Source organism: uncultured Sunxiuqinia sp. (assembly GCF_947495665.1).
Classification (GTDB): domain Bacteria; phylum Bacteroidota; class Bacteroidia; order Bacteroidales; family Prolixibacteraceae; genus Sunxiuqinia; species Sunxiuqinia rutila.
Genome location: NZ_CANLZV010000006.1, coordinates 208840 through 229205, shown reverse-complemented (window position 1 = coordinate 229205; position 20366 = coordinate 208840). Strand labels below are relative to the sequence as shown.

Here is a 20366-nt window from a genome sequence, read left to right as displayed (position 1 = left end):
ATTTACAGGAATTCAGGCTAAAAGTAGATTTCAGCAATGATGTTTTCGTACGGGATTCCCCGCTCGATCAGTAAGTCCCGCACTTCCACCACCATCAGCGCTTTTCCGCAGAGGTAATAACGCTGTTTGGGAGGCAGGTGATCCACTGTTTTCAGATAGTCAGTTACCCGGCCAGGAAATACATCGCACGATTGTTCCTGCGAGCAGCACCGCACATAGTTTTTGCCGAGAGACCAGTCCAGCTCATCTTCAAAATAGAACTGGTTCAGATGGCGGACTCCGTGAACGAGTGTCTTGTTCTCAAATTGTCCGGAGCGGAACATGCAGTAAAAAGGGGCAATGCCGGTTCCGGTGGCAATCCACCAGGCCGATGCTTCAGTCCCCAAAAAACTGCCGTAGGGTTTCGACACCAGTAGTTGGTCGCCAGGAATGAGGCTTGCCAGTTTAGGTGTGAGATAGCCATCTTCTTTTACGTTGAAGAGGACCCGGATTTCTTCTTCGTGGTTGCCACTGCAAATGCTGTAAATGCGCGGAGCCTGGGTGTTGTCGATGCCAATTTTGACAACCTGTCCGGGAATGAAATCGTGCTTTCGTTTGTAGGAAATCAGGTAAACTCCGGGTGAGATTTCTTCATTTCCGGTCACTGTTTCCTGATAAAGTTCAATGGCTTTTTTTTGATATTCTTCTGCTTTGGGCATCACTTTAATGATTTACTCATCCAATTAACGCAGTTGGTGGCATTTGGTTTTCGTCTGGATGTAAAAACAGCGGATAATGTCTGATGGGCTATTGTTGTGAGGGCTTTTGTTGATGGTGTACGGCAAGACGGAATAGCTGTCTGTCAATAACTCTTTGTTGTTGATTCTCAATCCTTCGTAAAAATGATTAATTTTGCACATTCTAAAAAGGAGAGGACTAGTTTTATGCAATGTGTGGCAAAAATGATTTTGAAAGTGTTGGGCTGGTTGTTATTACTGCCGGTGTACTTCTATAAATATGCCATTTCTCCGCTTACTCCGGCTTCGTGCCGCCATGTTCCTACCTGTTCGCAATATGCGGTTGATGCCGTGAAAATTCACGGCCCCTTTAAAGGGTTTTGGCTGGCTGTGCGGCGCATATCCAAATGCCACCCGTGGGGGACGCATGGTTATGATCCGGTTCCGGACCGGGATCAAATTAAAGTGAAGAAACTTAAGCTGAAATAGGGTGCTGCTGAGTCTGACTAAAATTTGATCGATCATCTTCCTGTTTTTTGTAAATGAATTTTGAAAGTTGCCGGATATTCAGATTGGGCAAGTTGCCTGGGGACGCTCTGTTCCGTTTTAAATGTTTGTTGGCTTTATAAAAAACGCCTGCTCCCAGACTAAGTATTTATACTTATTCGTTACCTTTGAAAAAAAATTACAATGGAGTGGGTGATTAGTGTAGTTGTGGTATTGATGGCCGCCCTGTTAAAGGGTATGACGGGTTTTGGTTTTGCCTTGCTGGCAGTTCCTTTGCTTTCGCTGCTGTTTCCTATACAGTCTTTAATTCCGGCGATGACGCTGTTTAATTTGATCACTTCAGTGTATCTGTTGGCATCGATCAAGCTCAAGGTAAAAGCCAGGCATTTTGTTCCCATGTTGTTGGCTAGTTTTGCTGGTATTCCGCTGGGAGTTTATGTGCTGACTTACTTCCCGGAGCAAACGCTGGAGTTGGCTGCCGGTATTTCTATTTTCTCCATTTCGATGGTTTTTTTGCTGGGGGGAAATCAACCGGTTCCGGAAGAACGACGGAAGAAACCTATTGTATTTGCTGGCTTTTTAAGTGGGTTGCTTACTTCAAGTATGTCGATTGGCGGACCTCCGCTTGCATTGGCCATGAACCGGAAAGGATATTCCAAAGAATCGTTTCGAAAGATATTTGCACTGGTCAGTGTTGTTAATGCCGCAATCAGTTCTGTTCTGTATGTTGTTCATGGCATTTTTGTCGCCTTTTCCTTAAAATTCACCATTTTTCTTCTGCCGGTCATTGTATTGGGCACAAAGCTGGGCGATGGCTTATCGCAAAAAGTTAATCAGCTTTTTTTCCGGAAAGTCATTCTCTACATCAACCTTTTGCTGGGGCTGTTTATAATTGTGCGGACACTGGTATCGGCTTGACTTATTTCAGCCTGTTGTGTCAACAAAAAAACGTCTGAAGGGTTACTTCTCCAGTTGTGTTTAAGTTTAACTATCTTTGAGTTTGAAAACCGCAATTGACGCAAATTTGGTCAAAAGGAACAGCTGTGTTTAGGCTGTTTGTGCACCTCTTTGCTGATCAGGCTGTTGTTTAGATGATTCCGGAGATAAAACAAGAAAGATGAAAAGATTATTACTATTGGCCTTGGTTTTAGGAGCGGCATGTAGTTCTCCAAAAACAAACGATAAAGAACTGTTGACGGTAAGTATACTTCCGCAGAAATATTTTGTAGAAAAAATTGCAGGAAATCTGCTAGAAGTTCAGGTATTGGTACCTCCTGGTGCCGGGCCGGAGACCTATTCGCTGGTGCCTTCGCAAATGAAGGAGTTGTCGAAATCAACGGCATGGTTGCGCATTGGGAAAGTGGGTTTCGAGGATGCCTGGCATGAAAAAATTGAGCAAGGCAATCCGAATTTGAAGGTTTTTGATACATCGGCTGATGCCGATTGGATAGCTGAAGAAATCAGACAACATGGTGATCATGTGCACGTGCATGGCGTTGACCCGCATATCTGGACATCGCCGACTGAAGTTCTGAAAATAGCCTCTTTGACCTATAAGGCGCTGGTGGAGTTGTTTCCGGATAAGGCCGGGGTGTTTCAAGAGAATTATGAAATTTTCCGCGCTGAGATTGAAGCGCTCGACCAGGAGTTGCTCAGTCAGTTTGACGAACTGAAGCATCGTGGGTTCCTGATTTTTCATCCGGCGTTAAGCTACCTGGCCCGTGACTATGATTTGGAGCAAATTTCGTTGGAAGTGGACGGAAAAGAACCCTCGCCCAAATACATGAGTGAGCTGATTAAGCATGCCCGCGAAGAAGGCATTCGGGTTGTGTTTATTCAGAAGGAATTTGATCAGGAAAACGCCCGGCAGCTGGCTGAAGAGATTAAGGGAGAAATTGTTCCGTTGGATCCTTTAGCTGAAAACTGGGCCGAAGGATTACGGGAAATTGCCCGGAAAATTGTTGAAGCATCGAAATGAAAGATAAACTGGTTGAAATAAAGAACCTTTCGGTTAGCTACGATAAGCAACGGGTGTTGGAGGACGCCAATCTGGTGATTCAGCCACATGACTTTTTAGGGGTAATTGGGCCGAATGGCGGTGGAAAAACAACGCTGATCAAAGCGATTCTTGGTCTTGTAAAACCGGATAGCGGAAGCATTCAGTTTCATATTCCTCTGAAGAAAGTGGGCTACTTGCCGCAAATCAATCAAGTGGATAAACGCTTTCCAATAACTGTGCTGGATGTAGTGCAGTCAGGCAAGGTCAGGACAAATTTCCTGTCACTTTTGAAGAAAGATCCGGCCGACCGGGCTTATGCTGAGCAGTTGCTGGAGGAAATGGGCATTTCAGCCATTAAGCATAAAGCGATTGGGGAACTTTCCGGAGGACAGATGCAGCGCGTTTTCTTATGTCGCTCACTGATGAATCAACCGGAACTCTTAATTCTGGACGAACCCGATACTTTTGTGGATAATCAATTCGAGAGTGAATTGTACGAGAAGCTGAAGGAACTGAATCAGCGCATGGCGATTGTCTTGATTTCGCATGATGTGGGAACCATCTCTTATTATGTGAAAACTATTGCCTGTGTTAACGGCCAGGTACATTATCATCCGAGCAATGTGATTAGCACCGAGCAGTTGGCTTCTTATAATTGCCCGTTGCAGATTATTACCCACGGACATATTCCGCATACGGTGTTGAGTTTGCACGAAAACCACCATGACCATGGACACAATCATTGAATTATTTTCATACGACTTCTTTTTGCATGCCTTTTGGGCATCGTTTTTTGCAGCCATCAGCTGCGGAATTATTGGAACCTATATTGTTTCCCGTCGCATCGTTTTTGTGAGTGGCGGAATTACGCATTCCTCGTTTGGGGGAATCGGGATTGGCTACTTCCTGGGCTGGAATCCCTTGTTGGGCGCCGCTATTTTTGCGATTCTTTCCGGCTGGGGCATTCAGTTATTTACAAAAAAAGCCAAGGTGCGCGAAGACTCGTCGATTGCCATCTGGTGGTCTTTAGGAATGGCTATCGGAATTATTTTTATTTACCTCAGCCCGGGCTATGCGCCTAATCTCATGAGTTATTTGTTTGGAAGCGTGCTAACGGTATCGGTTTCTGAATTGTGGTTTATGGGAGTGCTTTCGGTCGTTTTGGTTTTATTCTTCACCTTGTTTTACCGGTTGATTTTGTATGTGGCCTTTGACGAAGAATTTGCGAAAACAACCGGCTTGCCGGTAACGCTGATTAATTTTTTACTGATCAGCCTGATTGCCATTACCATTGTGCTGAATATCCGGGTGGTTGGAATTATTTTGATTCTTTCGTTGATGACCTTGCCGCAAGCAACAGCCAACCTGTTCACGAAAGACTTTAAACGAATGATGCCAATCTCGATATTGTTTGCCTTTATTGGGTCTTTTGTAGGTTTGCTCTTTTCCTTTTATGTGGATATTCCATCGGGAGCTTCCATTATTTTTACACTGGTTGTCCAGTTTGGACTGGTTAAGTTGGGGCTTTTTCTACACCAAAATTTGTCGGTTCGTGGCTGATTCCTCTGTTTACTTAAGCTGTAAAAGCTGCGGCAATTCGTACCCGAAAGATGAGCTTAGGCGCGATTGCGGTAACTGTTTTGCCTGTACTGGTTGCGAGGTATACTTATGTCCAAACTGTCAGAATGAAATTGTCGTGAAACCGGTTAAAAAAACACAAATCAGGAAGTAAAGCTATCTTTTCTTGTTTTTGCGCTTTTGCTCCGCTCGGTCTGTAATCACCATGGCAGCTGCTGTAAACAGCATCGCTAAAATGACCGTGTAGTTGTTTTGGTTTTCAGCCCAACTCAGGTCCTTGTAGTTCAGTAGGAACAGTTCAAGCAAAATAATGAGACTCGCGGCAGCTAGCAGGAGTTTTCGAAGTTTACGCATAAGCGGATGGTTTGGGGGATAAACGACTTTTTTGTGTTCCACAAAGGATATGATCATGTCGAATATCCTTTGTGGAATTTTTAGTTGAAAAGATGAAAACCAGTGCTTAGTGGTTCTCGTATTTTTGCGAAACAGCATCCATAACCAAGGATGATGCTCCAAAAACAGCCCCATTGGCAAGATCCGAAACTTCAATTTGCAATGATTGGTAGAGTCGCTGGTAAGGGAACTCGTTTTCCAGCACAGCTCGCATGCCTGCTTCAAACAGATGAAACGACTGGCTGACCGATCCGCCTAAAATAATGGCTTGCGGGGCCAAAGCAAACAGCACGTTGCCAATGGCTCGTCCAATATGTTCACCCAGTTCGTGAAATTGTTGAAGGGCCTGCTCATTGCCTTGTTCAGCTTGTTCGGCCAGTGTTTTTCCCGACAGATTCCGATCTTTAAAAAATTGTCCGCTGGCATAGGCTTCCAGGGTTTTGTCTTGGTAATAGAGAGCGCCAAATTCGCCTGCTCCACAAAAGCGTCCGGAATATAAGTGCGAATTGATGATGATTCCGGCTCCTAATCCGGTTCCCAGGGTAATGCCTACAAAATTGTCGTACGCTTGGCCTTTGCCGAAGTAATTTTCACCTACAGCAAAGCAGTTGGCGTCGTTATTTACAAAAACAGGTCGGTTGAAACGTTCTTCCAATAGTTGTTTTAAAGGCACCCGATCCCACGATGGGATGTTGACTACATCGAGCACCTCATTGGTTTCAAGATCCACCAGTCCGGGGACTCCGATGCCAATTCCGTCAATGTCATCGGCAAAAACCTGCTCAATGGCATCACCAATGGTTTGTACCACTTGCTCTTTCGTCTGGTCTGAAGGGGTAGGACAGGAGTAGGATTGAATCAGTTGCTCTCTATCGATCAGGGCAGCTTCTATTTTGGTTCCGCCAATATCAACGCCAATCATTTTCATAGTAATTAGTTTTTATTTGTTTTAGTTGTATTCTCACAAATATAGCCCTTCATTTTTGATATCTTAAATGCCTTTATAATATCTTTGAAGGGTTAAAATGAAACGCTAAATAAAAGGTTTTGTATAACTTGTACCAAAATTATTGAAAGATGAATAACCTAAAACTGCTATTCTTATTGTTTGCTTTTCCTTTATGTGCTCTGGCGCAAAGCCGGACTGAAGTCAATCTCCCGGATATTCCGGGCTATTTAACCTTGAAGTGTGATTTTCATATGCATACGGTCTTTTCGGATGGCGCTGTGTGGCCCACCGTTCGTGTTCAGGAGGCCTGGGCAGAGGGCTTAGATGCAATTGCCATTACCGATCACATTGAATACCTGCCTCATTCGCAGGATATGGAGATTGATCATAACCGCTCTTTTGAGATTGCCGAGCCTCTGGCTGAGCAAATGGGCATCGTTTTGATTCCGGCTACTGAAATTACCAGGAAAATGCCTCCAGGACATCTGAATGCCTTGTTTATAACCAATGCCAATTTGATGGATCGGGAAGATTGGTGGGAAGCTTGTGTGGAAGCCAAAGAACAAGGCGCTTTCATTTTATGGAACCACCCTGGATGGAAAGCCCAGCAACCAGACACCACCCGTTGGTGGGATGAACATACCCGATTGCTTAACAGTGGCATGTTGCATGGCATGGAAGTGTATAATCACAAGGAGTTTTATCCTGAAGTTTTGGGCTGGGCACGAGATAAGAAGCTGACCGTGTTTGCCAACTCAGATGTTCATGCACCTATCCATATGACTTATGGCGATAAGCATCGGCCGATGACTCTGGTGTTTGCTACCGATAAATCGATGGGAGCCATTAAGCAAGCCTTGAAAGACCGGCGAACGGTGGCTTATTTTGATAACCAATTGGTGGGGGAACGGCAATACCTGACTCCCTTGTTCTTCGGATCGGTTAAGATTAAAAACAAACGGGCCGGACTGGAGAATCATCAGATTCGGAAAATTCAGATACACAACTCCAGCGATCTGGATTTTCATTTGAAATTGCGCCAGCCAGCTGTCGGGTTTTCATGTCCGGAGAGCATTACATTGAAAGCACATCAAACGGTGTTTGTTGATTTGACAGGCACTTCCGATGAAGTGGCAACGATGGATCGGTTAAAATTGTCGTATGAAGTGAGCAACCTTCTGACGCTTGACGGGAAGCCGTTATCGGTTAATTTGGATATTGCCAATCGCTAAATAAAAAGAAAGAGCGGTGAATTCATTCACCGCTCTTTCTCTAAACAAACAACTAAAATTACCTTTACATCTCTACAACCACGAACCAATCAACTACAATGTAAGAATTAAAAAGTGGCTGTAAAGGACTTGATTTTACGATTTCGACCTTCATTTTGTTTCGTCTTTAGCTAGCTGATTTTAGTCTCCCAATAAGTTTATTTCCTCCTCTTTGTTAGCTTGCTGTAATTTTATTTACTGGATCGGTAGGGAGATAATCCTGTCTCTTTTAGAAATAATCAGTCAATTTTCACTGGGCTGTAGGCTGTCTTCGAGTCGGTATCTGGCTGTTTATCCTTCATTTTCGAGTCTCTAAAAACTGAATTCGAACCTTCTTTTGGCCTTCTGAGCATCGAATTTTCCGCTTTGTTTTTTGAGAAGGCGTGCAGATAAGTTCGTCATAATGAAGTAACTTGTGGTGAAAGTTTGCAATTTCAATTAAAACAAAGGACATGGAAGATTATCAGAATTTAATCGAAAAGGCCTATGAGATGATTCTAATCTATGGGCCCAAAGTTGTTTTAGCCATTGTTGTTCTCGTGGCAGGTTTATGGATTATCAATCGGCTTACGCGGGGAGCCCGCCGGATGATGGAGCAGCGAAAGGTCAATGTGTCGTTGATCGGATTTGTGTCCAGCTTGACCAACCTGGGGTTAAAGGCCCTGTTGCTTATCAGTGTGGCAGGCATGATTGGTATCCAGACGACTTCGTTTATCGCCATACTAGGAGCCGCGGGACTCGCAATTGGGTTAGCGCTTCAAGGCACGCTGGCCAATTTTGCCGGCGGAATCATGATTCTCATTTTTAAACCCTTTCAGGTGGGTGATTTGATTAAGACCCAAGGCCATTTGGGCGTGGTGAAAGAGATTCACATTGTGGTTACTGTTCTGTTATCACCCCAAAATAAAACCATCATTATTCCCAACGGAGCTATTTCGAATGGCGATATCACCAATTATACAACGGAAGGATTGATTCGGGTGGATATGACGTTTGGTATTTCATACAAGTCTAATATAAAGCAGGCACGGGAAGTGTTGCTGAGGGTGATGAATCAACATCCGTTGGTGCTTCAGGAACCGGCTCCTTTTGTTGGTGTTTCTGGATTGGCCGATAGTGCTGTTGAGCTGGCAGTGCGGCCACATACCAAACCCGAAAACTACTGGGCGGTCTATTTCGATGTTTATGAGCAAGGTAAAGTCGCCTTGGATGAGGCTGGTGTAAGCATTCCGTTCCCACAAATGGATGTGCACTTAAACCAGTTGTAAGATGAAGGATTTCTGATTTTTTGAATGCAAGAGGCATTAAAATTTGCGAATTCAAAAAAAAAGTCATTTTTTTACACTCTGAAGTTCAAAACAGATAATGAAATAAATACAATATGGCTTCCGTGGTGGGGTCTTCTTCGGATAAGAAGGTAATAGCCATATTGGTATTTTTAAGAGATATACAAATGAATCAGATCATGTTAACAAATTGGTGGTGGCGCAACAACTTTTCACAATCCCGTGGAGAGGAGTAGCTTCATGCCAATCATGGTCAAAAAAGCGGCTTATCGGAACACGGTAAGCCGCTTTTTTTATGTCGAAAATTTTAAAAACGCAATAGCATGAATCCAATTAATGTACAAGTAAAGGTCAAGAAAATTCTGGCAGACACACTGACTCCGGTGAGTGTTTATTTGAAATTCAGGGAGTTGTTTCCTAATTCGATTCTGCTTGAAAGTTCCGATTATCATGGGAATGAAAATGCGTACTCTTTTATCTGTATCAAGCCTATGTCCTGCTTTACGGCCGATCAGGGATTGATTACCGTTGATCATTTGGGAAAGCGGTTACTGACAAAAGAAGTGAACGACCATCAAACGGTTGAATTGGAGCTGGATGCTTTTTTCAAGTCGTTTAAGCTGAGTGGTGATGTTGAAAATACGCCGGCCAATGGGTTATTTGGCTACCTGAGTTTCGATTCAATCAAGTATTTTGAAAAGATTGATGTGACGGCTGAGCGAAAGGATGCTTACGCAATTCCGGAGGTGAAATATTGCTTTTACAAGTACATTCTGGCCATTGATCACTCTAAGGATATGATTTCGCTGATTGAAAATCTGCCGGAAGGAGAGACAGCTGAAATGGGACAGATTGAGTCGTTGCTTAAAAACCTGTCTTTCCCGGATACCAAATTTGATTTGGTGGGTGATGAAACCTCCAACATTACCGATGAGGAATACCGGCAAATGGTGACCAAAGGGAAAGAGCACTGCTATCGGGGTGATGTCTTTCAGATTGTGTTGTCCAGACAGTTTGCACAACAATATAAAGGCGATGAATTTAACGTGTACCGGGCACTACGGTCTGTTAATCCATCGCCTTACTTATTTTTCTTTGATTATGGCGATTTCCGGATTTTTGGCTCCAGCCCCGAAGCGGAGCTGCGTATAAAAAAAGGCCGCGCCATCATCAACCCGATTGCCGGAACATTTCGACGTACCGGGAACGATGAGCAAGATCGCCTGCTGGCCGAGCAACTGTGTGCCGATCCCAAAGAAAATGCGGAACATGTGATGCTGGTTGACTTGGCGCGCAACGACCTGAGCCGAAATGCGGAGGATGTAAGGGTGGATAGCTATCGTGAAGTGCAGTACTTCTCGCATGTCATTCACCTGGTATCTGAAGTGTCGGGCAAATTGCCTGAAGGTGCCAATATGGTGTCGGTGTTGGGCGATTCGTTTCCGGCGGGAACCTTGTCGGGAGCACCCAAGCACATGGCGATGCAATTAATTGACCGTTACGAAAACCAGCGACGCAGCTATTACGGAGGTGCGATTGGTTTTATGGGCTTTGATAACAGCTTGAACCATGCGATTATGATTCGTTCTTTTTTGAGCAAGGGAAGTACACTTTACTACCAGGCTGGCGCGGGCGTGGTTGCCGATTCAAAAGAAGAAAACGAACTGCAGGAAGTAAACAACAAGTTGGCTGCGCTAAAGAAAGCCATTGAAATAGCTAAAGAAATTTAACATGAAAATAGTAGTCATAGATAATTACGATTCATTCACCTACAATTTGGTGCATGCCATTAAAAAGCTTTCAGGACAACCGGTTGACGTAATTCGGAACGATGAGCTGGAGCTGAAGGACCTGGAAAAATACGATAAAATTGTACTCTCTCCCGGCCCTGGAATTCCGGAAGAGGCTGGTTTGTTGTTAGCGATTATTCGTGAGTTTGCTCCGCGCAAAAGCATGTTGGGCGTTTGTTTGGGGCATCAGGCAATTGGCGAGGCTTTTGGTGCTAAATTGATTAATATGAAACGGGTGTTGCATGGAATTGCCACACCAGTAAATCAGGTGAATCCTGATCCGGTTCTGTTTGCTTCGGTTCCTGAACAATTTGAAGCCGGGCGTTACCACAGCTGGATTGTGGATCAGGAGGGCTTGCCTGCTTGCTTTGAAATAACCAGCCAGGACGCCAATGGACAGATCATGTCGATGAGGCATAAGGAATTCGATGTTCGAAGTGTTCAATTTCATCCCGAGTCGGTTTTAACACCCTTGGGCGAAAAAATGATTGAAAACTGGTTGAACAGTTAATTCAAACTGAAGCTTGAAACAATTGTTGAATGAAGCATAGCTGAAGGGACAGTCAATAACGCGAAAGCCTTAAATACCCGGCGTTCCAGTCAGTGTAACCGTAAATAGAAGAACACACCACAATGAAAGATATTTTAAATTACTTATTTGAAGGAAATAGCTTGAGCAAAGCGCAAGCACAGGATGTGCTCACCCGGGTTGGTGAAGGACAGTTCTCGGAAGCAGAAATTGCAGCTTTATTGACGGTCTACCGGATGCGGAAGATTAAAGGCGAAGAAATGGCTGGCTTTCGTCAGGCTTTGCTTAACCTGTGTTTGCCCGTTGATTTCTCTGAGTTCAATACCATTGATGTGGTTGGAACGGGAGGTGATGGGAAAAACACGTTCAATATTTCAACCTTGAGTTGTTTTGTGCTGGCTGGTGCCGGTTACAAGGTGACCAAACATGGAAACTATGGTTTGTCATCAGTAAGTGGATCATCCAATATGTTTGAATATTTTGGCTACCAGTTTAGCAACAACCACGATAAGTTGCGCCGCGAACTGGATGAAGCCGGCATTACGTTTTTTCATGCACCGCTTTTTCACCCGGCCATGAAATACGTTGGGCCAGTCCGTAAAGCCTTGAAAGTACGCACCATTTTTAACATTATGGGGCCCATTATTAATCCATCATCGCCCAAAAATCAGTTGGTAGGCGTGTCTGATCTTGAGATCATGGATCTTTACGATCAGGCCATGCGCGATAGCGATCAGAACTATCGGATTGTGCATAGTCTGGATGGCTACGATGAGGTTTCGCTGACAGCATCCGCACGCTATGCTTCAAAATCGGGGGTGTATGATTTAGCACCGGAAGACTTTGGCTTTCCAAGCTATCATCCGGATGAATTGTCGGGAGGAGAGTCGGTGGATGATGCCGCCAAAATTTTTGTCCGCATCCTGGAAGGCGATGGAACAGCAGCTCAAAAGCATGTTGTTGCTGCCAATGCTGCTTTGGGCATTCAATGCTTAAAGCCGGAGGAGTCCTTGCTGAATTGTGTGGCTGAGGCCATGGAAGCGCTGGAGAGTAAAAAGGCTTTGGCGGTGTTTAAAAAGCTGATGCAGCACTAGTTAGTTGAAGTGAAATACGAAAACACAAAATCAACATGACAATATTAGATGAAATAAATGCCAATAAGCGTCGCGAAGTTGCGGCTGCTAAAGCAAAAATCAGCCTGGAGGAGTTGAAGCTATCGCCTTTTTTTAAGCGAACACCGCATTCGTTAAAGGCGGCCCTTCAAACGGAAGGAGCTTCAGGAATTATTGCTGAATTTAAAACGAAATCACCTTCAAAGGGAGAGATTAACTCCGGAGTAGAAGTTACTAAGGTTACTTCGGCTTATGTGGCTGCCGGGGTTTCTGGCTTGTCCGTGCTGACCGATCATCAGTATTTCGGAGGATCTTTTGAGAACCTGGCTAAAGCTCGTTTTGCGAACCCCCACACCCCCATTTTGCGTAAAGATTTTATGCTTGATCCTTATCAGGTGTATGAAGCCAAAGCACATGGCGCCGACCTGATCTTGCTGATTGCTGCCAGTTTGAGTAAAGAAGAGATGTTGCTTCTGTCGGAAACGGCCAAAGAGCTGGGACTGGAAGTGCTGGTGGAAGTGCATGCAGAGGACGAAATTGAGAAGCTGAATCCTTTGGTTGATTTAGTTGGCGTGAATAATCGCAACCTGAAAACGTTTGAAGTGGACGTGGAAACCTCGGTTCGCTTAAGCAAGCAATTGCCTGCTGATATGGTGCGGATTTCAGAAAGCGGCTTGTCTTCCGTTGAAAATATTCACTACTTGCGGAAAGCAGGTTTTGATGGGTTTCTGATGGGCGAGAATTTCATGAAGTCAGAGAATCCGGGAAAAGCCTGTGCTGAATTTATAAGTAAGTTGTAATGGTTTGCTAACGCAAAGTAGTTGAAACGAGAAATTTTGAGCAAGCAATGAAGGCAAGGAAAGTAAAAGTTTGTGGCATGCGCGATCCGGAAAATATCCGGGGAGTTTTAGAGGCTGCACCGGAATATCTGGGTTACATTTTCTACCCCAAATCGAAGCGTTTTGTGGGAGAAAGACCGGATTCTTCGATTTTCAGCCTGGTTCCGGAATCAACCCAAAAGGTGGCTGTTTTTGTGAATGAAGAGCTGGAAAAAGTGCTGGCGATTTGCCGGAATTTCCAGTTGCAAGTGGCCCAGCTTCACGGACAGGAGAGTCCGGCGTATTGTCAACAGGTTCGTCAGGCCGGATTAACGGTTTTTAAAGCTTTTTCGGTGGATGATCAGTTTGATTTCTCCGTGTTGAAAGCCTATGAGTCGGTTGTTGACTACTTTCTTTTCGACACGAAAGGAAAGCTGCCTGGTGGCACCGGGCTGAAGTTTAATTGGGACATTTTGAAGAATTATACCCTGAAAGTGCCTTTCCTGCTGAGTGGCGGCATTGGCCCGGATGATGTTGAGACACTTTCTCAGCTGAAGCATGATCAGCTTTTTGCCTTCGACATTAACAGTGGTTTTGAATTGGAGCCTGCATTGAAAGATGTCGGTCAAGTCAAGGTTTTTATCAGTCAAATCAGAAAAAATAGCATATAATATGAAATATCAAGTCGATAGAAAAGGTTATTACGGTGAGTTTGGGGGCGCATACATTCCCGAAATGATGCACCCTAATATTGAAGAACTGCAGCAGCGGTACATGGAAATTATTAATTCCTACAATTTCCGCCATGACTTCATTCATTTGTTGAAGCATTATGTCGGACGTCCTTCGCCTTTGTATTTTGCCAAGCGCCTGTCGGAAAAGTATGGCTCGAACATTTACCTGAAACGGGAAGATTTGAACCATACCGGCTCGCATAAGGTGAACAACACCATTGGGCAAATTTTGCTAGCCAGGGCTTTGGGCAAAACGCGTATTATTGCTGAAACCGGAGCAGGTCAGCATGGTGTGGCTACGGCTACCGTGTGTGCCTTGATGGGCATGAAATGTATTGTTTACATGGGCGCGCTGGATGTGGAGCGCCAGGCGCCGAACGTGAAAAAGATGAAGATGCTGGGGGCTGAGGTTATTCCGGCAGTTTCCGGAAATCAAACCCTGAAGGATGCCACCAATGAGGCCATGCGCGACTGGATCAACAATCCGGAAGATACCCATTACATCATTGGGTCGGTGGTAGGACCACACCCGTATCCTGATATGGTTGCACAGTTTCAGGCTGTCATCAGTGAGGAGATCAAGATGCAGTTGGACGAGCATTTGGGGCGCGAATTTCCAACCCGGGTAATTGCCTGTGTGGGTGGAGGAAGCAATGCTGCCGGGGCTTTTTATCACTTCCTGGAAAATGAAGAGGTGGAGCTGATTGGTGTGGAAGCTGCTGGAAAAGGCGTTGATACCGAGGAAACGGCTGCAACTTTAACCTTGGGGAAAGTAGGCGTTTTACACAGTGCCAAATCGATGCTGATGCAAACGGAGGATGGCCAGATTGTGGAGCCGTATTCCATTTCTGCAGGTTTGGATTATCCCGGAATTGGTCCGCTTCACTCGCATTTGTTTCAAACAAAACGGGCCAAATACTTGTGGGCAACCGATGAGGAGGTGTTGGAGGCCGCCTTGGAGTTAACCCAGCTTGAAGGTATTATTCCGGCCCTGGAATCGGCGCATGCCTTGGCAGCGCTGAAAAAGATTGAGCTGAAACCGGATGAGGTAACGGTTATCAACTTGTCGGGACGTGGTGATAAAGACATGGAGACTTACTTAAATTACTTTGGCTATTAAAAACGGCTTTGGGCTGCGTGCCGGTTTATGAAACGGAAAGCCCAAAGTGAAAAATGAGAACTATGAGCACACAAAATAGAATCAACCAGCTTTTTCAGAATAAGAAAGAGAATATTTTCTCGGTTTATTTCACGGCAGGTTATCCGCTGCTGGAAGACACCGTTAGGATTATTCAGGCCCTGGAAAAAAACGGCACAGACTTGATTGAAATTGGCATGCCTTTTTCAGACCCGGTTGCCGATGGCCCGGTCATTCAGCACAGTAGCACGGTGGCTTTGAAGAATGGCATGAGCATTAAAAAGCTTTTTGAGCAACTGGCAACAATTCGAGAAACCGTTCAAATTCCATTGATTTTGATGGGTTATTTGAATCCGGTAATGCAGTATGGTGTAGAGAACTTCTGTAAAAAATGCCAGGAGGTGGGGATTGACGGGCTTATTTTACCAGACCTGCCCTTGAATGTTTATCAAGAGGAGTTCCGGTCTGTATTTGAGAAGTACGGTTTGCACAATATTTTGCTGATAACACCTCAAACTTCAGATGCCCGAATTCGGGAGATTGATGAGGCTTCAAACGGGTTTATCTACATGGTGTCAACCTCATCGACAACCGGAGTGAAAAGCAATGTGTCTGATTTTAACAAAGACTATTTTGAGCGTGTTCGTCAGCTTAAGCTCAAAAATCCACACCTGATTGGCTTTGGTATTTCCAACCGGGAGACCTTTGAAAATGCCTGTCAGTATGCCTCGGGAGCCATTATTGGAAGTGCCTTTGTGAAGGCTTTGGAGCAGGAGGCAACACTGGAAGAACGAATTTCAAGCTTTATTAAAAAAATTGTAATCAGCGCTTAATTTTAGGATTGTTTCTTTGCCTTGAATCACATGAATTGATGTTATAAAACAAGTTTCTAAATTGGGCTTACTAGCCTATTGAGACTCAGTTTTTTAATCTGGACTTTGGCTTGATGTGATGTTAAATTGTGTTAATAGCTATTTTGCAACATACCAAAGTAGGTGGAGATGTGTTATTTTAGCAGAGTAATTAATTAAACGTTCTAAATGCTATGATTGAGTACGCAAAAGTAATTTTACCAAAGATTAGTTTTAGCCGTGACTTGTTCCGGAAAGAGCTGATCAAATGTGTTAAGTGGGCTGAGACCCCGGATGATCTCAATGAGCTGCGTGAATGGTGTGATGAAAATTTCAGTGACATGTATCCTGAAATTTTAAATGATGTTTTTTCAACGATTGCTGCATAAACTCAGACAAAGAAAAAGGTTCCCAAAAGGAACCTTTTTTTGTTTGTAGCCTTTCCCTTCTGACTGCTGACCAATTTTAGCGGAAAAGTAAAAAGGCCCTCACCGAAGTGAAAGCCTTTTATTTATCTCGTTACGTAAGGAATTAACCACATTTTGATGATCCACAGTCCGGACAAGTTAAACAGCCCTCCTGGTAAATCACATTGTTTGATCCGCATTCGCCACATACTGTTCCTTCGGCAATGGTTCCGTTGGGAATGTACTTTTTCAAGGCGCGCGCCACTCCAGCTTTCCAGCTATTGATGGTGTCGTTATCCAACTGCAGGCTGGTCACGGTATCCACCACTTTGTGAATTGGCATGCCATGACGCAGAATTCCGGAGATTAGCTTGGCATAGTTCCAGAATACTGGGTTGAATTTGTAAGACAAGCCCTCGATGGTTGTTTTGTAGCCACGCTTGTTGGCGTATTGGAAATCGTAGCGTGAATTGCCATCCTCGTCCCGGTTTTTAATGATCTTTCCTTTGGTTACCGAACGGGGAAGTAAGATTCCATCTTCATCATCCTGCAGTCCGGTAAAGATTTCGTAAGGAAGATCGCCAACCATTCCGATGAAGGCTACCCACTTTTCTTTGTTGTTTTGAAAACGTACCACATCGGCTTCCAGTTCTTCGGGGCGTTTGGTTGGGAAGCTTGAAAACTTCTCTTTTTTCTTTTCTTCCTTTTTGTTTGAAATCAAAACACCAGAGCGAGATCCGTCACGATAAACAGTTACTCCTTTACAGCCGCTTTTCCAGGCTTCGAAGTACAATTTACCAACCAATTCCTCTTCCACGTCATTGGGCAAGTTGATGGTTACACTGATCGAGTGATCGACCCACTTCTGAATGCGTCCTTGCATGCGCACTTTGCGTAACCAGTCTACATCGTTTGATGTTGCTTTGTAATAAGGTGATTTCTCGACCAGCTTATCCAGTTCTTCCTGACTGTATTGAATGGTGGTGTCATGGCCATTGGCTTTCATCCAGGTCACAAATTTGTGGTGGAAAACAATGTATTCCTCCCAGCTGTCACCTACTTCATCAACAAAGTCAACACGAACCTCTTTGTCGTTTGGATTAACTTTGCGGCGACGTTTGTAAACAGGCATAAACACGGGCTCAATTCCTGAGGTGGTTTGTGTCATCAAGCTGGTTGTTCCGGTAGGAGCAATGGTTAGCATCGCAATGTTTCGACGACCGTATTTAACCATGTCCTGATACAGTTTTTCGTCCTGTTCGCGAATCCGGTTGATCATCGGGTTGTTCTTTTCACGCTCTGCATCGTAGATGGTGAATGATCCTCTTTCTTTGGCAACATGAACCGAGGCGCGGTAGGCCTCAATGGCCAGTGTTTTATGAATTTCTTCGCTAAAGTCGGTAGCGTCTTCGGTTCCATAGCGCAAACCTAATGCGGCCAGCATATCGCCTTCAGCCGTGATGCCTACTCCGGTACGGCGTCCTTCACGAGCTTTGGTTTGGATTTTCTCCCAAAGACGACGTTCGATTGATTTGATCTCCGGATCTTCCGGATCTTCATCAATCTTTGCAATAATGGCGTCAATCTTCTCCAGTTCCAGGTCAATAATGTCATCCATCATGCGCTGTGCATAGCTCACGTGTTCTTTAAACAGGTCGAAATTGAATTTTGCATCCGCGGTAAATGGCTTTTCAACATAGGAATAAAGGTTGATGGCTAACAAACGACAGCTATCGTAAGGGCAAAGTGGAATTTCGCCACAGGGATTGGTCGAAACGGTTTTATAGCCTAAATCGGCGTAGCAATCCGGCACGGATTCTTTGATGATGGTATCCCAGAAGAGAATGCCCGGCTCGGCAGATTTCCAGGCGTTGTGCACAATCTTATCCCAGATTTTGCTCGCGTTGGTTTCTTTTACAAACTTCGGATTGTCTGATTCTATGGGGTATTGCTGAACGTAGGGCTCTCCGCTTTCGATGGCTTGCATGAAATCATCGTGGATTTTAACCGAGACGTTGGCTCCGGTTACTTTCCCTTGTTCCAGTTTGGCATCAATGAATGATTCTGAATCCGGATGCTTGACAGAAACTGAAAGCATAAGTGCTCCCCGACGACCATCCTGAGCTACCTCGCGGGTTGAGTTGGAATAGCGCTCCATAAATGGAACAATTCCGGTAGACGTTAAAGCTGAGTTTTTGACGGGTGAGCCTTTGGGACGAATGTGAGAAAGGTCGTGCCCAACGCCGCCGCGTCGTTTCATGAGTTGAACCTGCTCCTGGTCAATCTTAAGGATTCCACCGTAAGAGTCAGAGTCTCCTTCGTTTCCAACAACAAAACAGTTGGAGAGGGAGGCAATTTGATAGTCATTACCAATTCCGGTCATCGGACCTCCTTGGGGGACGATATATTTAAAATCTTTCAGAAGTTGATAGACCTGCTTTTCGGTCATCGGATTTTTATACTCCTTCTCGATTCTGGCAATTTCTTTTGCCAAACGTTGATGCATTTGATCGGGGGTCTTCTCGTAGATGTTTCCAAAAGAATCTTTTAATGCATACTTGTTGATCCATACCCGGGCAGCTAAATCATCTCCTTTGAAATAATCCAAGCTTGCCTGGTACGCTTCCTCTTGGGAATAAATTTTTTTGCCCGTTTGGGGCTCCACTGCCACATTTTTGAAAGCCATACACCAAAAATTAAAAAACTGTTTTTGTTAACTGATTGTATACTTGTGTAAAAGTCGGATTGTTTTTCCGTGATCTTGATAGATGCAATATACCACCCAAAAGAAAAAGACGGAACACTATTTTGCTCAGATGTCTTTAAAGTTATCAACTAAAAAGTGTTAATTTATTGATTGTTAGTTGTTATCGGATTTGATAACTTGAAAAAGTTTCCCAAAAGGAAAATATTTGTTTCTTAACAAAGAGGAAAATGCTAACAAGCCATACACACATAGAAGCCAAATAAGCAGGCTTATTGGAAGCTTATCCGGGGGCTGAATTGTTAGTTGCTGTTAAAAACTTTTTCCAAAACCTGTTGCGTAGCTCCGAGGTTTAGCAGCATGAATTCGCGACATCGTTGTGCAACTTCCAATCGTTTTTCGTCCTCTTTTAGCAGCTGGCTCAAAATCTCGGTCAATTCTTCGGAATTTGTAATCGGAAAGGCTGCGCCAACTTTTTGCAGGTTGACTGCTTCCTGAAACTTGAGGTAGTTGGGGCCAAAAATAACTGGTATATTATAAATGGCAGCTTCAAGCGTGTTGTGAATGCCTACGCCAAAACCACCCCCAATGTATGCCACCGTGGCGTAATGATAGATGCTGGACAAAATTCCGATGGTGTCAACCACGAGCACTTGGGCCTGTTCCAGGTTTTTTCCCTCAGCCTGGGAGTAACGGATAGCTCCTGCAGGAAGTTGATCCAGCAAGCGCTTGATGTTGCTTTCCTTGACTTCGTGGGGAGCAAAAATGATTTTGGTTGTTTGGTCCTGTTTCAGGAAGTCAATTAACAACTCTTCATCAGGCGCCCAGCTGCTGCCCGCAACAATAAGTTTCTGTCCGTTTTTGAATTGCTCAATCAGCGGAAGTTGCTTGCTGTTGGCGGCAATTTCAGCAACCCGGTCAAAGCGGGTGTCTCCGGTTACGGTATAGTCATTTATGCCAATTGAAGCCAGCAGTTGTGCGGAGTTTTCAGTTTGGACAAAAAAGTGTGTGACTTTTTGAAGTACCTGCCGGTACCATTTGGCCCGAACTCCTGATTTAAAAAACAGTTGCTCTTGCCGGAAAATGGCAGATACCAAGAACAAGGGAATGTTGTTTTTATGGAGTTGGTTGATGTAATTGTACCAAAACTCATATTTGATGAAGAACACTTTTTCGGGCTTGGTCAACTCAATAAACTTTCGGGCATTGGAAGCCGTGTCCAAAGGAAGGTAGCAAACATAGTCTGCCTGGTCATAGTTCTTCCGGATTTCGTAACCACTGGGTGAAAAAAAGGTGAGCAGCACCTGGTAGCCGGGATGTTCTTTCTTGATTTGTTCAATTAAAGGACGTCCTTGCTCGAACTCGCCAAGCGAGGCGCAGTGCACCCAAAGCAGTGGACGGCTGTGGTTAAGTTGTTGTTTGAGATAGGGAAACGCGGCCTTTTGTCCGTTGACAAAGAAGCGGGCTTTTTCATTAAAAAGTGCCGCAACACGTGCCGCAAGCGCATAGAAAAAAATACCTAATTGATAAATGAGGCTCATAAATGCTGGTTGAACAATTCGGGTGTAAAAGTAATTCTAAAAT

The 20366-nt window shown here is 44.4% G+C and carries 20 protein-coding genes; 15 read left to right on the top strand and 5 right to left on the bottom strand.

The features are described 5' to 3' along the window. Positions 1 to 17 precede the first annotated feature (17 nt). On the bottom strand, positions 18 to 698 hold the full coding sequence (locus Q1A18_RS09930; RefSeq protein ID WP_299579035.1) for an FAD-binding oxidoreductase: 681 nt from the start codon (positions 696 to 698) through the stop codon (positions 18 to 20). Positions 699 to 881: 183 nt separating this feature from the next. On the opposite strand from Q1A18_RS09930, the gene yidD reads away from it, so the two are divergent. The 5 genes from yidD (at position 882) to Q1A18_RS09905 (ending at position 4782) form a co-directional block, all read left to right on the top strand. Continuing rightward, positions 882 to 1205, top strand: coding sequence for a membrane protein insertion efficiency factor YidD (gene yidD, locus Q1A18_RS09925; protein ID WP_363322887.1), 324 nt, complete (start codon positions 882 to 884; stop codon positions 1203 to 1205). 201 nt (positions 1206 to 1406) lie between these two features. Then, complete coding sequence (locus Q1A18_RS09920) at positions 1407 to 2141, top strand: sulfite exporter TauE/SafE family protein (protein WP_299579033.1); 735 nt, start codon at positions 1407 to 1409, stop codon at positions 2139 to 2141. A 199-nt stretch (positions 2142 to 2340) separates the two neighbouring features. Then, positions 2341 to 3201 carry a zinc ABC transporter substrate-binding protein gene (locus Q1A18_RS09915; RefSeq protein ID WP_299579031.1) on the top strand — a complete coding sequence of 287 codons (861 nt, stop codon included), beginning with the start codon at positions 2341 to 2343 and terminating at the stop codon, positions 3199 to 3201. Continuing rightward, positions 3198 to 3968 (top strand): ABC transporter ATP-binding protein, encoded by a 771-nt coding sequence (locus tag Q1A18_RS09910; RefSeq protein WP_299579028.1) that lies wholly within the window; start codon positions 3198 to 3200, stop codon positions 3966 to 3968. The genes Q1A18_RS09915 and Q1A18_RS09910 overlap by 4 nt, the downstream gene beginning before the upstream one ends. Continuing rightward, positions 3952 to 4782, top strand: a complete 831-nt coding sequence (locus Q1A18_RS09905; RefSeq protein WP_299579027.1) for a metal ABC transporter permease — start codon at positions 3952 to 3954, stop codon at positions 4780 to 4782. The genes Q1A18_RS09910 and Q1A18_RS09905 overlap by 17 nt, the downstream gene beginning before the upstream one ends. Positions 4783 to 4956: 174 nt before the next feature. On the opposite strand, the gene Q1A18_RS09900 is transcribed toward Q1A18_RS09905, so the two are convergent. Together Q1A18_RS09900 and Q1A18_RS09895 are read right to left on the bottom strand one after the other, a co-directional pair. Next, a complete protein-coding gene (locus Q1A18_RS09900) occupies positions 4957 to 5154 on the bottom strand; it encodes a hypothetical protein (protein WP_299579024.1) in 198 nt (65 codons plus the stop codon). 106 nt (positions 5155 to 5260) lie between these two features. Continuing rightward, entirely contained in the window at positions 5261 to 6121 is an 861-nt protein-coding gene (locus tag Q1A18_RS09895) for an ROK family protein (protein WP_299579022.1), read from the bottom strand. A 149-nt stretch (positions 6122 to 6270) separates the two neighbouring features. Between Q1A18_RS09895 and Q1A18_RS09890 the strand changes: the two genes are divergently transcribed. The 10 genes from Q1A18_RS09890 to Q1A18_RS09845 all read left to right on the top strand — a co-directional run bounded on the left by Q1A18_RS09890 (position 6271) and on the right by Q1A18_RS09845 (position 16060). After that, positions 6271 to 7374, top strand: a complete 1104-nt coding sequence (locus Q1A18_RS09890) for an Sb-PDE family phosphodiesterase (RefSeq protein WP_299579020.1) — start codon at positions 6271 to 6273, stop codon at positions 7372 to 7374. A gap of 491 nt (positions 7375 to 7865) precedes the next feature. After that, complete coding sequence (locus Q1A18_RS09885; protein WP_299579018.1) at positions 7866 to 8681, top strand: mechanosensitive ion channel domain-containing protein; 816 nt, start codon at positions 7866 to 7868, stop codon at positions 8679 to 8681. Between the two features lie 341 nt (positions 8682 to 9022). Continuing rightward, the gene (locus Q1A18_RS09880) at positions 9023 to 10429 is read left to right on the top strand and encodes an anthranilate synthase component I family protein (protein WP_299579016.1); all 1407 of its coding nucleotides are present in this window, start codon (positions 9023 to 9025) and stop codon (positions 10427 to 10429) included. 1 nt (position 10430) lies between these two features. Beyond that, positions 10431 to 11000: an aminodeoxychorismate/anthranilate synthase component II gene (locus tag Q1A18_RS09875; protein WP_299579014.1), complete on the top strand. Its 570-nt coding sequence runs from the start codon at positions 10431 to 10433 to the stop codon at positions 10998 to 11000. A 122-nt stretch (positions 11001 to 11122) separates the two neighbouring features. Further along, positions 11123 to 12112, top strand: coding sequence for an anthranilate phosphoribosyltransferase (gene trpD, locus Q1A18_RS09870; protein ID WP_299579012.1), 990 nt, complete (start codon positions 11123 to 11125; stop codon positions 12110 to 12112). 35 nt (positions 12113 to 12147) lie between these two features. Further along, the gene (gene trpC, locus Q1A18_RS09865) at positions 12148 to 12930 is read left to right on the top strand and encodes an indole-3-glycerol phosphate synthase TrpC (RefSeq protein ID WP_299579010.1); all 783 of its coding nucleotides are present in this window, start codon (positions 12148 to 12150) and stop codon (positions 12928 to 12930) included. A 47-nt stretch (positions 12931 to 12977) separates the two neighbouring features. Beyond that, entirely contained in the window at positions 12978 to 13619 is a 642-nt protein-coding gene (locus Q1A18_RS09860) for a phosphoribosylanthranilate isomerase (RefSeq protein ID WP_299579008.1), read from the top strand. Between the two features lies 1 nt (position 13620). Then, entirely contained in the window at positions 13621 to 14802 is a 1182-nt protein-coding gene (gene trpB / locus Q1A18_RS09855; protein ID WP_299579006.1) for a tryptophan synthase subunit beta, read from the top strand. Between the two features lie 62 nt (positions 14803 to 14864). Continuing rightward, complete coding sequence (gene trpA / locus Q1A18_RS09850) at positions 14865 to 15653, top strand: tryptophan synthase subunit alpha (protein WP_299579004.1); 789 nt, start codon at positions 14865 to 14867, stop codon at positions 15651 to 15653. 212 nt (positions 15654 to 15865) lie between these two features. Next, complete coding sequence (locus Q1A18_RS09845; RefSeq protein ID WP_299579002.1) at positions 15866 to 16060, top strand: hypothetical protein; 195 nt, start codon at positions 15866 to 15868, stop codon at positions 16058 to 16060. Positions 16061 to 16202: 142 nt separating this feature from the next. Here Q1A18_RS09845 and Q1A18_RS09840 read toward each other — a convergent pair whose 3' ends face one another. Further along, positions 16203 to 18764 carry an adenosylcobalamin-dependent ribonucleoside-diphosphate reductase gene (locus Q1A18_RS09840; RefSeq protein ID WP_299579000.1) on the bottom strand — a complete coding sequence of 854 codons (2562 nt, stop codon included), beginning with the start codon at positions 18762 to 18764 and terminating at the stop codon, positions 16203 to 16205. 320 nt (positions 18765 to 19084) lie between these two features. Further along, positions 19085 to 20323: a glycosyltransferase N-terminal domain-containing protein gene (locus Q1A18_RS09835; RefSeq protein ID WP_299578998.1), complete on the bottom strand. Its 1239-nt coding sequence runs from the start codon at positions 20321 to 20323 to the stop codon at positions 19085 to 19087. Positions 20324 to 20366 lie beyond the last annotated feature (43 nt).

Coding starts and splice junctions, on each gene's coding strand:
- Q1A18_RS09930 (WP_299579035.1), bottom strand. CDS start 698: ATGCCCAAAGCAGAAGAATATCAAAAAAAAGCCATTGAACTTTATCAG.
- yidD (WP_363322887.1), top strand. CDS start 882: ATGATTAATTTTGCACATTCTAAAAAGGAGAGGACTAGTTTTATGCAA.
- Q1A18_RS09920 (WP_299579033.1), top strand. CDS start 1,407: ATGGAGTGGGTGATTAGTGTAGTTGTGGTATTGATGGCCGCCCTGTTA.
- Q1A18_RS09915 (WP_299579031.1), top strand. CDS start 2,341: ATGAAAAGATTATTACTATTGGCCTTGGTTTTAGGAGCGGCATGTAGT.
- Q1A18_RS09910 (WP_299579028.1), top strand. CDS start 3,198: ATGAAAGATAAACTGGTTGAAATAAAGAACCTTTCGGTTAGCTACGAT.
- Q1A18_RS09905 (WP_299579027.1), top strand. CDS start 3,952: ATGGACACAATCATTGAATTATTTTCATACGACTTCTTTTTGCATGCC.
- Q1A18_RS09900 (WP_299579024.1), bottom strand. CDS start 5,154: ATGCGTAAACTTCGAAAACTCCTGCTAGCTGCCGCGAGTCTCATTATT.
- Q1A18_RS09895 (WP_299579022.1), bottom strand. CDS start 6,121: ATGAAAATGATTGGCGTTGATATTGGCGGAACCAAAATAGAAGCTGCC.
- Q1A18_RS09890 (WP_299579020.1), top strand. CDS start 6,271: ATGAATAACCTAAAACTGCTATTCTTATTGTTTGCTTTTCCTTTATGT.
- Q1A18_RS09885 (WP_299579018.1), top strand. CDS start 7,866: ATGGAAGATTATCAGAATTTAATCGAAAAGGCCTATGAGATGATTCTA.
- Q1A18_RS09880 (WP_299579016.1), top strand. CDS start 9,023: ATGAATCCAATTAATGTACAAGTAAAGGTCAAGAAAATTCTGGCAGAC.
- Q1A18_RS09875 (WP_299579014.1), top strand. CDS start 10,431: ATGAAAATAGTAGTCATAGATAATTACGATTCATTCACCTACAATTTG.
- trpD (WP_299579012.1), top strand. CDS start 11,123: ATGAAAGATATTTTAAATTACTTATTTGAAGGAAATAGCTTGAGCAAA.
- trpC (WP_299579010.1), top strand. CDS start 12,148: ATGACAATATTAGATGAAATAAATGCCAATAAGCGTCGCGAAGTTGCG.
- Q1A18_RS09860 (WP_299579008.1), top strand. CDS start 12,978: ATGAAGGCAAGGAAAGTAAAAGTTTGTGGCATGCGCGATCCGGAAAAT.
- trpB (WP_299579006.1), top strand. CDS start 13,621: ATGAAATATCAAGTCGATAGAAAAGGTTATTACGGTGAGTTTGGGGGC.
- trpA (WP_299579004.1), top strand. CDS start 14,865: ATGAGCACACAAAATAGAATCAACCAGCTTTTTCAGAATAAGAAAGAG.
- Q1A18_RS09845 (WP_299579002.1), top strand. CDS start 15,866: ATGATTGAGTACGCAAAAGTAATTTTACCAAAGATTAGTTTTAGCCGT.
- Q1A18_RS09840 (WP_299579000.1), bottom strand. CDS start 18,764: ATGGCTTTCAAAAATGTGGCAGTGGAGCCCCAAACGGGCAAAAAAATT.
- Q1A18_RS09835 (WP_299578998.1), bottom strand. CDS start 20,323: ATGAGCCTCATTTATCAATTAGGTATTTTTTTCTATGCGCTTGCGGCA.